This window comes from Actinomadura keratinilytica (assembly GCF_039539665.1).
In the GTDB taxonomy this organism is placed as follows: domain Bacteria; phylum Actinomycetota; class Actinomycetes; order Streptosporangiales; family Streptosporangiaceae; genus Spirillospora; species Spirillospora keratinilytica.
In genome coordinates, this window is sequence record NZ_BAABDO010000021.1 from 59,360 (window position 1) to 72,051 (window position 12,692).

The 12,692-nt window shown below is 73.3% G+C and carries 15 protein-coding genes; 8 read left to right on the top strand and 7 right to left on the bottom strand.

Annotated features, from left to right (window positions below; translation table 11 throughout):
* Positions 1–38 precede the first annotated feature (38 nt).
* Positions 39–1,046, bottom strand: coding sequence for a cation diffusion facilitator family transporter (locus ABD879_RS10170; RefSeq protein WP_345019812.1), 1,008 nt, complete (start codon positions 1,044–1,046; stop codon positions 39–41).
* Positions 1,047–1,381: 335 nt separating this feature from the next.
* Between ABD879_RS10170 and ABD879_RS10175 the strand changes: the two genes are divergently transcribed.
* Genes ABD879_RS10175 through ABD879_RS10185 form a run of 3 tightly spaced genes read left to right on the top strand, consistent with a single transcriptional unit; the run spans position 1,382 to position 4,068 of the window.
* Positions 1,382–1,651 carry a hypothetical protein gene (locus tag ABD879_RS10175; RefSeq protein ID WP_345019814.1) on the top strand — a complete coding sequence of 90 codons (270 nt, stop codon included), beginning with the start codon at positions 1,382–1,384 and terminating at the stop codon, positions 1,649–1,651.
* 21 nt (positions 1,652–1,672) lie between these two features.
* Positions 1,673–3,475: a glutamine--fructose-6-phosphate transaminase (isomerizing) gene (gene glmS, locus ABD879_RS10180; RefSeq protein WP_345019816.1), complete on the top strand. Its 1,803-nt coding sequence runs from the start codon at positions 1,673–1,675 to the stop codon at positions 3,473–3,475.
* Entirely contained in the window at positions 3,472–4,068 is a 597-nt protein-coding gene (locus tag ABD879_RS10185; RefSeq protein WP_345019818.1) for a LysE family translocator, read from the top strand. Before glmS ends, ABD879_RS10185 begins: the two co-directional genes overlap by 4 nt.
* 15 nt (positions 4,069–4,083) lie before the next feature.
* On the opposite strand, the gene ABD879_RS10190 is transcribed toward ABD879_RS10185, so the two are convergent.
* Together ABD879_RS10190 and ABD879_RS10195 are read right to left on the bottom strand one after the other, a co-directional pair.
* Positions 4,084–4,464, bottom strand: a complete 381-nt coding sequence (locus ABD879_RS10190) for an SHOCT domain-containing protein (RefSeq protein WP_345019819.1) — start codon at positions 4,462–4,464, stop codon at positions 4,084–4,086.
* A 218-nt stretch (positions 4,465–4,682) separates the two neighbouring features.
* Positions 4,683–4,850 carry a hypothetical protein gene (locus tag ABD879_RS10195; protein ID WP_345019821.1) on the bottom strand — a complete coding sequence of 56 codons (168 nt, stop codon included), beginning with the start codon at positions 4,848–4,850 and terminating at the stop codon, positions 4,683–4,685.
* 292 nt (positions 4,851–5,142) lie between these two features.
* Between ABD879_RS10195 and ABD879_RS10200 the strand changes: the two genes are divergently transcribed.
* Positions 5,143–5,481 carry a nuclear transport factor 2-like protein gene (locus ABD879_RS10200; RefSeq protein ID WP_345019823.1) on the top strand — a complete coding sequence of 113 codons (339 nt, stop codon included), beginning with the start codon at positions 5,143–5,145 and terminating at the stop codon, positions 5,479–5,481.
* A 126-nt stretch (positions 5,482–5,607) separates the two neighbouring features.
* Here the strand turns inward: ABD879_RS10200 and ABD879_RS10205 are convergent, their stop codons facing one another.
* A complete protein-coding gene (locus ABD879_RS10205) occupies positions 5,608–5,814 on the bottom strand; it encodes a UTRA domain-containing protein (RefSeq protein WP_345019843.1) in 207 nt (68 codons plus the stop codon).
* Positions 5,815–5,918: 104 nt separating this feature from the next.
* Positions 5,919–7,112, bottom strand: coding sequence for a helix-turn-helix domain-containing protein (locus ABD879_RS10210; RefSeq protein ID WP_345019825.1), 1,194 nt, complete (start codon positions 7,110–7,112; stop codon positions 5,919–5,921).
* Between the two features lie 61 nt (positions 7,113–7,173).
* Here ABD879_RS10210 and ABD879_RS10215 point away from each other — a divergent pair, with 61 nt between their 5' ends.
* The 3 genes from ABD879_RS10215 to ABD879_RS10225 all read left to right on the top strand — a co-directional run bounded on the left by ABD879_RS10215 (position 7,174) and on the right by ABD879_RS10225 (position 8,249).
* Positions 7,174–7,407, top strand: coding sequence for a hypothetical protein (locus tag ABD879_RS10215; protein ID WP_345019827.1), 234 nt, complete (start codon positions 7,174–7,176; stop codon positions 7,405–7,407).
* A gap of 47 nt (positions 7,408–7,454) precedes the next feature.
* On the top strand, positions 7,455–7,655 hold the full coding sequence (locus ABD879_RS10220; RefSeq protein ID WP_345019829.1) for a hypothetical protein: 201 nt from the start codon (positions 7,455–7,457) through the stop codon (positions 7,653–7,655).
* A 204-nt stretch (positions 7,656–7,859) separates the two neighbouring features.
* A complete protein-coding gene (locus ABD879_RS10225; RefSeq protein ID WP_345019831.1) occupies positions 7,860–8,249 on the top strand; it encodes a cupin in 390 nt (129 codons plus the stop codon).
* A gap of 195 nt (positions 8,250–8,444) precedes the next feature.
* Here the strand turns inward: ABD879_RS10225 and ABD879_RS10230 are convergent, their stop codons facing one another.
* Together ABD879_RS10230 and ABD879_RS10235 are read right to left on the bottom strand one after the other, a co-directional pair.
* The gene (locus ABD879_RS10230; protein ID WP_345019833.1) at positions 8,445–9,461 is read right to left on the bottom strand and encodes a hemolysin family protein; all 1,017 of its coding nucleotides are present in this window, start codon (positions 9,459–9,461) and stop codon (positions 8,445–8,447) included.
* Complete coding sequence (locus ABD879_RS10235) at positions 9,461–10,813, bottom strand: hemolysin family protein (protein ID WP_345019835.1); 1,353 nt, start codon at positions 10,811–10,813, stop codon at positions 9,461–9,463. Before ABD879_RS10235 ends, ABD879_RS10230 begins: the two co-directional genes overlap by 1 nt.
* Positions 10,814–11,106: 293 nt before the next feature.
* On the opposite strand from ABD879_RS10235, the gene ABD879_RS10240 reads away from it, so the two are divergent.
* Positions 11,107–12,354, top strand: coding sequence for a hypothetical protein (locus tag ABD879_RS10240; protein WP_345019837.1), 1,248 nt, complete (start codon positions 11,107–11,109; stop codon positions 12,352–12,354).
* Positions 12,355–12,692 lie beyond the last annotated feature (338 nt).

Sequence of the window (12,692 nt, forward strand, 5' to 3'; positions counted from 1 at the left end):
CCCGTCCGTCTCCGGACTAACGTCTCATACGTTCCCGATCAACGATGCCCCGTCAGGGCGGCATGGTGGTCGATTCCGTCACGTGGCTGCGGGTCGGTGTGGACGGCGGCGCCCGCCAGCCGGGGCAGCGCGTGCATCAGGCCGTGCTCGGCGTCCACGGCTATCTTGTGCGCCGCGACCACGTCGAGCCCCGGATCGACGACGACGTCGCATTCGGCGCGCAGCCGGTGCCCCACCCAGCGCAGCCGCACCTGGCCGACGCCCAGCACACCCGGGGTGTCCGCCAGGACGGTTTCGGCCCGTTCCACAAGAGCCGGGTCGATCGCGTCCATGAGCCTGCGCCAGATCTCGCGGGCGGCCTGCCGCAGTACCAGGAGGATGGCCGCGGTGATGACGAGGCCGATGACGGGGTCCGCCCACGCCCAGCCCAGGGACACCCCGCCCGCGCCCAAGAGCACGGCCAGGGACGTGAACCCGTCCGTGCGCGCGTGCAGGCCGTCCGCTACGAGCGCGGCCGAGCCTATGCGCCGCCCCACGCGGATGCGGTAGCGGGCGACGAGTTCGTTACCGACGAACCCCACGAGCCCGGCCAGCGCCACCGCCCCGAGGTGCGACACCGGCTGCGGATGGGCGAGCCGTTGGACCGCCGCGTACCCGGCCCCGATGGCGGACGCGGCGATCGCCACCACGATGACGATTCCGGCGAGGTCTTCGGCGCGGCCATAGCCGTAGGTGTAGCGGCGCGTAGGGGGACGCCTGCCCGCCAGGAACGCCACGGCCAGCGGGACGGCGGTCAACGCGTCCGCCGCGTTGTGCAACGTGTCCCCCAGCAACGCGACCGACCCCGACACCGCGACCACGAGCGCTTGCAGCACCGTCGTCAGCCCGAGCCCCGCCACGGAAATCCACAGCGCCCGCATCCCCTCGGCACTCGACTCCAGCGCGGAATCCACCTTGTCGTGCGCCTCGTGCGAATGCGGCCGCAGCACATGGGTGACGCGCGCCCGCAGCCCACGCCGGTGTCCGTGATGGTGATGACCGCTCATACCCCTCACCATGACTCACGGACCGGATTGCAGCATCTCGACAACAACGCAGGTCAGGCAGCGGCACATCGCTCGCAGATGCACGAGCCGCGCGAATCGGGATGCCGTCCGGAGAAGGCGGTCCGGTCGTGGTCGTCTGCGGGACGGGCGGCCCCGACGAGCAGGTCCCACGTCACCGACGAGACCCGCTCGTGCCCGCCGTCAGCGGCCGCGTGGCCTCCTGCAGCGGAACGCGACCGAAACCGGCCTTTCGGGGGCTGCTTTGCGGCGATGCCTGCCCGATATCGGGCAGGGATATTGGCGTTGATCGGGTGCGGTCGGCAGGATTGTTGGTCATGGCCGCCCACCCCCATGACGAGCTCGTCGCCCATCTGTGCCGCACCAGCCCGCTCCGGCCCGGCGAGGCCGCCCGCGTCATCGCCGACGTGCTGGCGTACTTCGGCGAGCCGGTGGAGGAGTTCGTCCGGCGCAGGCACGGCGAGCTGCGGGCGCGCGGGCTGACCAACGACCAGATCTTCGAGCGCATCGCGGCCGAGCTGCCGTCCCGGCGGGTGGCGCCGCCCGAACTCTCGCTGCGCCAGCTGCGTCGCATCGTCTACGGATAAAACGCCTCAAATGGAGACATTGTGTGCGGAATCGTTGCCTACGTCGGTCCCCGGGACGCCGTCCCCGTCCTGACCGAGGGACTCACGCGCCTGGAGTACCGCGGGTACGACTCGGCGGGCCTGGCCGTCATCGCCCGCTCCGGTGAACTCAAGGTCCGCAAGGCCAAGGGGCGGGTCGCCGAACTGGCCGCCGGGCTGCCCGCCCGCTTCAAGGGACGCACCGGCATCGGCCACACCCGCTGGGCCACCCACGGCGAGCCCAGCGACGTCAACGCGCACCCGCACGTGTCCGGGCCGATCGCGGTCGTGCACAACGGGATCATCGAGAACGCCGACGAGCTGCGCGCCAAGCTGGAGGCCGACGGGGTCGTCCTGGCCTCGCAGACCGACAGCGAGGTGCTGGCCCACCTGATCGCCCGGTCCGGCGCGGACGAGCCGGAGGACGCCGTGCGGGAGGCGCTGTCGCAGGTCGTGGGCACGTACGGGATCGCGGTCCTGGACACCCGCCACCCGGACGTGCTCGTCGTCGCCCGCAACGGCAGCCCGGTCGTGCTCGGCATCGGCGAGAAGGAGATGTTCGCCGCCTCCGACGTGGCGGCGCTCGTCCGCTACACCCGCCAGGTCGTCCACCTCGACGACGGCGAACTGGCCACCGTCCGCGCCGACGGCTTCCGCACCTCCACCCTCGACGCCCGCACGACCAGCAAGAAGCCGTCCGTCATCGAGACCGACGAGGCGGCCTACGACGCCGAGGGCTACACGCACTTCATGCGCAAGGAGATCCACGAGCAGCCCGCCGCCGTCGAACGCGCGCTCGGCGGACGGCTCGACGACCGCTTCCACACCGCGCACCTCGGCGGCCTCAACCTCGACCCGCGCGAGGCGCGCGCCGTGCGCCGCGTCAAGATCCTCGGCTGCGGCTCGGCGTACTACGCCGGGCAGGTGGGCGCCCAGCTGATCGAGGAGCTGGCCCGCATCCCGGCCGACGCCGAACCGGCCTCGGAGTTCCGCTACCGCAACCCGGTCGTCGAGCCGGACACGCTGTACATCGCCGTCAGCCAGTCCGGCGAGACCTACGACACGCTGGTGGCCGTCCAGGAGCTGCGGCGCAAGGGCGGACGGGTGCTCGGCGTGGTCAACGCGGTCGGCAGCGCCATCGCCCGCGAGTGCGACGGCGGCGTCTACCTGCACGCCGGCCCGGAGATCGCGGTCGCGTCCACCAAGGCCTACACCTCCACCGCCGTGGTGTTCGCCCTGCTCGCCCTGCACCTGGGACGCATCCGCGACCTGTCGCCCGCCGACGGCCGCCGCATCGCCGCCGGGCTGCGCGCGCTGCCCGGCCAGATCACCGAGATCCTCGCCCAGGAGGACCGGATCGCCGCCCTCGCCGCCGACCTGGCGACCTACCGCAGCATGCTGTTCATCGGACGCGTCCGCGGCTGGCCCGTCGCCCGCGAGGGCGCGCAGAAGCTCAAGGAGGTCTCCTACGTCCACGCCGAGGCGTACCCGGCCAGCGAGCTCAAGCACGGGCCGCTGGCGCTGGTCAGCCCCGAGCTGCCGACCGTCGCGGTCGTCCCGGACGACGAGCTGCGCGACAAGAACCTGTCCACCCTCGGCGAGATCCGCGCCCGCAAGGGCCGCGTCGTCACGGTCGGCCACCGGGACCTGGGCGACGACTCCTTGGTCGTGCCCAAGAACGAACCCGAACTCGACCCGATCCTGCTGACGATCCCGCTGCAGGTGCTGGCCTACCACGCGGCCGTCGCCCTGGGCCACGACGTCGACAAGCCCCGCAACCTCGCCAAGAGCGTCACCGTCGAATGACCGTCCTGACCTTCGCCGGCGTCGCGGCCCTGCTGACGCTCATGCCGGGCCCCGACTCCCTGCTCGTCCTGCGCACCGCCGTGGCCCACGGCCGCCGCCCCGCCCTGCTGGCCGCCCTCGGCATCCAGGCCGGCTGCCTGTGGTGGGGCGCCGCGGCCGGCCTGGGCCTGTCCGCCGTCCTCGCCGCGTCGCAGACCCTCTACACGGCGGTGCGCTGGGCGGGCGCCTGCTACCTGCTCTACCTGGGCGTCCGCCTCCTGCTCCAGCGCACCGACGCCGACGACGCCGCCCCGCCGCCCGGCGGTCGGCACTTCCTGCGCGGCCTGCTGACCAACGCCCTCAACCCGAAGGTGGGCGTCTTCTACGTGTCGCTGCTGCCGCAGTTCGTCCCGCACGACGCACCCGTCGCCGGGTGGAGCCTGCTGCTGACGGGCGTCCACGTCGCCGAGGGCCTGCTGTGGTGCGCGGCGATCGCCGTCCTGGCCGACCGCCTGGGGCACCGGCTCCGCCGCCGCTCCCTGCGCCGGGCCCTGGACCGCGTGGCCGGAACGGCCTTCCTGGCCTTCGCCGCCCGCCTGGCCCTGCACCCCTGACGGCCCGGCCGCGGTTCAGCCGGTCAGGACCTTGGCCTTGGCGCGCTGGTACTCCTCCGCCGTGAGATCGCCGTGGTCCTTGAGCGCGGCGAGCCGGTCCAGTTCCTCGGCCTGGCTCCTGACGCGTCCCGCCACGGCCGCCTGGAACCGGGCCTCGCGCGCACGCACCGCGGCGACCTCCCGATCGCCCATTCCCCGGCCCCGGACGACCAGATACGCCAGCACGCCGACGACCGGCAGGACGATAACGAAGATCGTCCATCCGGCCTTGGCCCAGCCGTTCAGCGAGTCGTCGCGGAACACGTCGGTGATGACCCGGAACAGCAGCAGGAACCACAGGGCCAGCAGGAACAGCCACAGCATGGTCAGGAACGCGTTGAGCAACGGGTAGTTCATGATCTCGTCCTGTCGTCGTATCCGCCGCGCGACGTGACGGCGCCCGCCGCACATCCGGGGTCCGGGCGCGCGAGGATCACCGCGGCCTCTCCGCTCCCCGCGCCGCCGCCGACGACGCATGTGCTGCGCCGGGCCCCCAATGCCGGGCCTCGCCCGCGGCCCGGCGGAAATCCTGCCTCTCACCTCGTGTGATGGGGGTGTGCCCAGTCGCGGGACTCCTACTCGGCGCCGATGCGCGGCACCACCGGGTGTCCGGCGGGCGCGGAGGTGTCCGAGAGCAGGGGCGGCCGAGGCGCGGCGGACGGTCCCGGTGACACGGCCATGACCTCGTCGAGGCGGACGGCGCCGACGTGCGGCAGCGTGCCGGAAGTGCGAGCGGACGCCATGACCTGCTCGGCTCGATGGGGCGCCCGCTTCGGCCGGTGGGCCCGCAAGCCTTGCGGAGCGTTCGCGGCGTCGCGCCTTGCCGCTGGGGCGTCCCCCGCGGCTTCTCGATGATCGCGGCGAGGACATCGCGCCTGGCCGAAGACGGTCCTGATGGCGACATCCGCGCGGGCGACGCCCGTCCCAGGCCGATGGCGGGCGCCCGGTCGATTCATCCGCTCGGTGACAAGATGAGTGGAAACTCACCTTTTCCTGAGCGGCCACTCATATTAGGTGCCGTCGAAGGGACCGCCCATGTCCATGCCGACCCCGCGGGACCTGTTCGCCCGCTTCCAGCGCAAGGTCCTCGCCGGTGAGGCCGGCCTGGACGAGGAGATGCCGGCCGAGAACGTCGTCGTGGAGCAGCCGTTCGCCCCCGCCGGGCACCGCAGGGCCGAGGGCCGCGACAAGGTCCTGGCCATGACTCGGGCCGGCCGCGAGGCCCTTCCCCTCGAAGTCGAAAAATTCCGGGACGTGGTGATCCACGAGACCGCCGACCCGGAGGTGATCGTCGTCGAGTACCAGATGGTGGCTGCCCTTCCGGGCGCCGGCATATGGGCGCAGGCCGCGTTCGCGCTGGTCCTGCGGGCTTGAGACGGACGCATCGTGCACTGGCGCGAGTACCAGGACCGCACGGCGATCGCCGAGGCCCTCGCCTGACCCTCGCTAGAAACCCCGTCGCGCGTCATTCCCCCTGCGCCGCCACGTGCCTCGCGCGCCTTACCCGACGGGGATGACGTACGAAAGCTCGTAGCGGTCGACCGGGACGATGGTGTCGGCCGTCTCCACGGGCCGCTCGGCGGTCGAGTACGTCCGCTGGATCACCATCACGATGGAGCCGACCGGCTCGTCCAGCTCCTCGGCCTCGGCCGCGGTGATCGCCCGCGCTGTGATCACCTCGTTCGCCCTGCCGATCTCATGGCCGATGACGCGGGAATCCTGGCGCCCGGCGCCGGCCTACCGGCGACGGTCCGGTGCCGCAGATCATCGGCGATCCGCAGGTAGGCGGGCTGCATGGGGGCCTCGGGGGGTCAGGCCAGGCCGAGCCAGGAGGCGAAGGCGCGCAGGCCCTCGTTCGAGCGCGGCTCGGCCGCCGCGATCGTCTGCACCAGCTCCCGCACCATGGGATGGAGCCGTGCCTGCTGCGGTGAGACCCGCCGGGCCCGCCGCAACGCCTCGAAGGCGCGGTGCCGGTCGCCGTAGAAGTACCAGCCGCGCGCAACGTCGATCCAGTGCCGGCCGGCCCGCTCGGGCGGCAGGTCGGCCGGGAAGCGCTCGTACAGCGGGAGGGACCGCTCGACCGCCAGGGGCCCGTTCTCCAGCTCGACGGCTGCGGACACTGCGTGAACGGCGACATTGGACGGCCCGAACTCCATCCCGTAGTGGTTCGGCGCCGGGCTGGGGAGCAGTTCCGCGGCCCGTGCCGCCTCCCGGAGGTGTTCGTCTGCCAGGTCGCCGTTCCCGGCGCGCGCCGCCAGCACGGACGACCGCAGGTGCAGGCTCCCGTACACCGAGACCGCTGCGGGCTCCATGCGCTCGGGGGTGTCACCGAGGTCGCGCCGGGTCTGCTCCATGAGCCGAAGGCCCTGCTCGTAGGCGGACACCGCGAGAAGTGACGCTCCGCGCGACCATTTCGTGCGGGCGATCCGAAGCGGGTCCCCGCTCAGCAGGCTCTCTCGTTCGATGCGGTCGAGCGCGACGCTGCGCAGGTCCAGATAGCCGATCTTGTGGGCCAGCGCGGACACGCCGCCGTACGCGACCGCGAGCAGCCCGTGCAGCTCGGGACGGTCGTCGTCCGCGACCGCTATGGACAGCTCCTCCAGAAGCGACGGCAGCACCTGCCCGAGCTTGACGTACCTCGCCTGCCGGGTGAGCCGTGACGTCTCCTCGACGTCGGCGCGAAGAGCCTCGACGGGGCGGGGCGGCGGAGCGTTCTCGGGCGGAAGGTCGCGGGTGAGCAGCACGCGGCGCAGCGTTTCGATACCGGCCTGGAGCTGCTGCATCTGGCGGGTCGGCTCCTGGTAGGGCTGGCCGGTGATGCGCGGCACGTCGATCTTGAGTGCGCGCGCGACCGCTCCGATGAGGGCGGGGGTGGCCGGGGCGTGCCCGGATTCGACCTTGGTCAGCAGGCTGTAGGACACGTGGGCGCGTGCGGCCAGCCCGCGCTGACTGAAGCCCCGCAGCTTGCGCAATGCGGCGATCCGGGCGCCGGTGGTCTCCGCCATTCGCCCTCGCTTTCAAGGCTTTTGAAAGTCCGCGGTCTTCCTCAGTATGACCCTGGACGCCATGACGCACTGCGACAATGCGGCCGCGGAAAGGAGTGTCGCCGGACTGCAGAAGCGGTTCCCGCACTGGTGGGTGTGGGTGAGCGACACGGGCACGTGGTGGGCCTCACGCCGGGCGCAGCTCACCAGCGCCGAACGCGAAGCCGGAGCCGTGCCCTACCTGCGGGCGATGAGCGCCGACGAACTCGCCGCCCTGCTCGCCCAGCAGCACGCGCCGTTGGGGGGCTCGTCATGACGGCCGCGCCGTTCGGGGACGCTGCCACGTGGCGGAGGGAGCTCGCGGTGCTGGAGCGCGACTTCCCGGGTGTGCAGGTGTGGTTCGGCTGTTACACGCGGCGCTGGTGGGCCTTGTACGCCGGACGCCTGCTGGAGGGGCGGACGCCCGCGCACATCGGCGAGCAGATCTTTTGTGCCCGTCAGGGGGCGCACGTTCACGGCGCCGACCCGAGGGCGCCGGAGAGGCCCCACCGGTACGTGTCGTAGGGCCATGCGGCGCGCGTCGTGCCTTCGGGGGATGCCCAAGGGGATCCCGCATGACGGGCGGCGCCGAGTGGTGCGCGATGCCGGGGGGACTTGCGACGGGTGGCGGGTGATCGCGGCGCCCGGAAGCTTGAGGATGGCTGGCGTGGATCCAGGGCGGGGCAACGGTGCCCGGCTCTGCTGACAGCGCAGGAAGGGCGTTCCGGCATGGCGGTCACCCCGATCGATCTCCTCGCGTGCTCCATCCGCCTCCAGCAGGGCGGCCGAATCAGCGCCGACAGCACAGCGGCGGACGCGGACCAGGGCGGCTGGCGGCTGCGGGCCTTCCACGCCAAGACCGACGCCGACGTCCACGCCGACCACTGGGAGGTCCATCCCGAGGCGGAGGAGGTCGTGTCCTGCCTCATCGGGAAGATCCGCCTCTGCCTGCGTCCGGAGCGGCCGGGCCAGGAGGAGGAAGAGGTCATCCTGGCGGCCGGGACCGCCGCCATCGTCCCGCGCGGGCGGTGGCACCGGATCGAGCTGGTCACGCCCAGCAGCATCATGGCCGTCACCATGCCGCGCGGCAGCCGGTCGGAGGAGCGGGCCGAAGCGTAGACGGCGCGGTCATCCGCGGCGGTCCAGCAGGGCGGTGGCCGTGGCGGTTGCAGATGCTCCTTCGCGGGTTCGGGTGGTGGCCTGCACGAAGGAGGTGACGGTGGTGCCCGGGCGCCGGGCAGGGGTCAACGCATGCCCCGACCCTACCCCAGCATGATCGCCGGGGCAGGGCCGGGCGCGGTCGGGACTCGCCGGTCAGTGCGGGTTGGCGGCCAGGAGTTCGGCCAGCAGGTCGTCCAGGGTGACGATGCCCATGTAGTCGCCGCCGGGGGAGTTGACCACGGCCAGCTGGGCGCGGGCCCGGCGCATCTGGGTGACCGCGTCCAGGACGGTCGTGCCCGCCACCAGCGCCGGGGCCGGATGGGCCAGGTCGGCGGCGGTGCGGGTGCCGTCGGGGTTGGTCACGGCGGCGCGGACGTGCACGATGCCGGCCACGGCGCCGTCGCCGTCGCGGACCAGCAGGCGGCTGTGGCCGCTGGCGGTCGCGACGCGGCGGACGTCGGCCGCGGTGGCGTCGGCGGCGATCGTGGTGACCGAGGTGGCCGGGACCACCAGGTGGTCGACGGTGACCTCCCGCGCCGAGATGGCCCGGCGCAGCAGCTCGTGGTCGTGCCGTCCGATCAGGCCCAGGCGGCGGGACTCGCCGACCAGGTGGCTGAGGGACTGCGGGTCGGTGTGCTCCTCCAGCTCGTCGCGCGGCGGGATGCGCGCCGCGCGCAGCAGCCCGTTGGTCGTGGCGTTCAGCAGCGACAGGATCGGCCGGGAGACCTTGGCGAACGCCCGGAACGGCAGGGCCAGGATCACCGCCGACCGTTCGGGGTGCGCGATCGCCCACGACTTGGGCGCCATCTCCCCGACGACCATGTGCAGGAACGTCACGACGGCCAGGGCGGTGGCGAACGCGACCGCCTTGGCGCCGGCGTCGGGGACGCCCAGCGCGTGCAGCGGCGGCTCCAGCAGATGCTCGAACGTGGGTTCGGTGACGATCGCCAGGCCCAGCGAGCACATGGTGATGCCGAACTGGGCGCCCGCCAGCATCAGCGACAGCTCCCGGGTGCCGGCCACGGCGGCGGCCGCCGGGCGGCTGCCGCGCGCGGCGGCGCGTTCCAGCTGGCCGCGGTTGGCGGCGACCAGCGCGAACTCCGCGGCGACGAAGAAGCCGTTGCCGAGCAGGAGCAAGACGGTGATCAGCAGGGTGGTCAGCGGATCCATCAGGACTCCACCGCCGCCATGTCCGGGGCCGCGTCGGGGGCCGCGTCCGGGGCGACGACGCGCAGCCGCACATGGCGGGCCACGCGGCGGGCCACGCTGACCACCTCGATCTCGGCGCGGCCGGCCGGGTCGAGATCGACGGTGACCCGGTCGCCGGGCGAGGGCAGGCGGCGCAGCCGCGCCATGACCAGCCCGCCGAGGGTGTCGTACACCTCGTCCTCGGGCAGCGCCAGCCCGGTCAGCCGGACGACCTCGTCGATCCGCATGCCCGCGTCCACCAGCCACGACCCGTCGGGGGCGGCGGCGGGGGCGCTCTCGTGCACGTCGGTCTCGTCGGTGATCTCGCCGACCAGCTCCTCGGCGACGTCCTCGAAGGTGAGGATGCCGGCCAGGCCGCCGTACTCGTCGACGACGCAGGCGAACTCCTCGCCGGTCTCGCGCATCCGCTCGATCACCCCGTACAGCGGCTGGCTGCCGGGGACCAGCAGGGCGGGCCGGGCGATCCGGCGGACCGGGGTGGCCGGGTCGAGGCGGTCGTCGGCGACCTCCCGCACGCCCGCCACGCCGATCACGTCGTCGACCTCCCCGTCGTAGACGGGGTAGGCGGTGTGCCCGGTGCGGCGGATCAGTTCGACCAGGTCGGCGACGGGGGCGTCGCCGGACAGCGCCCGGACGCGGGTGCGCGGCACCATCACCTCGTCGGCGGTGCGCTCGCCGAACGTGACGGCGCGTTCCAGCAGCCCGGACAGGTCGGCGGGCAGGTGCCCGGCGCTGTGCGAGCGGCCGATGATGTCGCCGAGCTCCTCCAGGGTGGCGCCGCCGTGCAGCTCCTGCACCGGCTCGGCGCCGACCGCCCGCAGCAGCCGTTCGGCCGACTTGTCGAACAGCCGGATCAGCGGGCCGAACACCGCCAGGTAGACGAGCGTGGAGGAGGCCAGGGCGCGGGCCAGCGACTCGGCGCGGGCCAGCGCGAGGTTCTTGGGGAACAGCTCACCCAGCAGCATCTGGATGAGGGTGGCCAGGACGAAGCCGGTCGCCAGGGCGATCGCGCCGACGGCCCCGGCGGGCACGCCCACCAGCGGCAGCAGCGGCTCGATCAGCTCGGCCAGGGCGGGTTTGGCGATGAAGCCGACCACCAGCGTGGTCATGGTGATGCCGAGCTGCGCGCCCGACAGCATGAACGACAGGCGGCCGAGGACCTTCACGGCCCGTGCGGCGGCCTTGTCGCCGCGCTCGGCGGCCTGGCTCAGCCGCGACCGGTCGGCGGCGACGTAGGCGAACTCCTGGGCGACGAAGTACCCGGTGGCCGCGGTGAGCAGTACCACGGCCAGCACACCCAGCGCCGCGCTCACCACGGGGCACCGGGTCTATGACTGGGGTCCGACACTGCGGACGCTCAACTCCTCTCTGGACTGCCTCATGTACGCAAACGCAAGCTCACACCAGGTCGTTCCCGAAAACAAGACGGGAGGTCGTGTGATGACCACCGCTTGTGCCCGAAAGTGTCACCGATCACACTGATTGGTAAGTGCCTGCCGGATTCTTGACGCTGAGGGTGGTCCTTTGCTCCCGGGCCGCCAGCGGGGGAACGGGGCGGGGACGAGCGAATCCAGCGGGGGTCGGGCGGATCGAGCGCGGAGCGAACGTGGACGACAGCGGGGCTGGGGCGGCCGCGCCCATGAGCCGTGAGGGCGTGGACCACGCCCTGCGGACGTTGCGTGACGAGCACGAGCGGATCGCCGACTCGCTGCTGGAGGTGGAGACGCACCAGGGGTACCGGCTGCTCAAGGGCGCCGTGCTGTCCGGGGAGACCTGGCGGCGCTGGGAGGAGACGCAGCGCCGCCTCGAACGGCTGTGGCTGCTGTTCGACGCCTGCCGGCAGGTGGTGGAGACGGCCGAGCGGCTGCGGGCCCGCCGCAGCCGCCCCGACCCGGAGACGCTGGCGGAGCTGACCGGGCTGCTGGCGGGCCCGTCGGTGGAGCCGCCCGACAGCGAGGTTCCGCTGGAGCAGCGCAGCCTGCTCGGCCCGGACCGGCGGCGGCTGACGCTGAACGAGGCCGTCGCGCTGATGGCGGAGACGTTCGACCGGGTGGTCGAGGTGGTCGTCGCGGCGGACGCCGCGTGGACGGCGCTGCTGGTCCCGCTGGACGAGGCGGAGGGCGACTGGCGGGAGGCCGCCCGGCTGGCGCAGGAGCTGGACGGCGCGCGGCGCCCCGAGGTCGACCGGCTGGGCCGCGAGCTGACCGCGTTCGGCCAGCTGGCCCGCACCGACCCGCTGTCGCTGGTGCGGGACGGGCGCGCCGACACCTCCCGGCTCGACCGGCTGCGCGCCGCGCTGGACGCGCTGCGCGGGTCGCTGGGCGAGGCGGTGCGGCTCAAGGAGGACTACGAGCGGCGCGTGGCCGACCTGCGCGCGTCCGTCGACGGCGTGGCGGAGGCCGAGCTGCTCGCGGCCCGGGCCCGGGACGAGGCGCTGCGCAAGATCGCCGCTCCGATGCCGCCCGAGCCGGGCCCGTCGCGGGCGGCGGCGCTGCGCGAGCAGGTGGCGACGCTGGACGGGCTGCGCCGCGCGGGCCGGTGGACCGAGCTGGCGGGCCGGGTCACCGAGCTGGACGCGGCGGCCCGGCTGGCCCTGGAGCAGGCCCGCGACGAGCAGCGGCTCAGCACCGGCCTGCTGGACCGGCGCGGCGAGCTGCGCGGCCGCCTGGAGGCGTACCGGGCGAAGGCGGCCAGGCTGGGCCTGGCGGAGGACGACACGCTCACGACCCTGTACAAAAGGGCTCGTGACCTGTTGTGGTCAGCCCCGTGCGACCTGCGACGGGCGACGGTGGCGGTGGCGGACTATCAGCGTGCGATCAAAGTGCGGGAGAGCGAGGCGGGGGCGGGGCGATGACACGGTGCACCCAGCCCGACTGCTCGGGCACCGTCGGTGAGGACGGGTTCTGCGACGAGTGCGGCATGGCCCCGCCGGCCGGAGGCACGGTGCTGTCGGTCACCGGATCGACCGGCGGAACGACCGGCGGGTCGGCCGCGGGATCGGCCGCGGGATCGGGCGTCTCCGCCGCGGGATCGGCCGTCTCGGCCGCGTCCCCGGCTTCGGTGCCGTTCGCCGCCCCGCACCCCGTTCCGCCCGCCACGGCCCCGACGGGCGGCGGCTCGGGCGGGTCGGGCGCGGGGCCGACGGGAGCCGCCGCGGCGCCCGGCAAGTCGGATCGTAGCCATGTCGTTCTG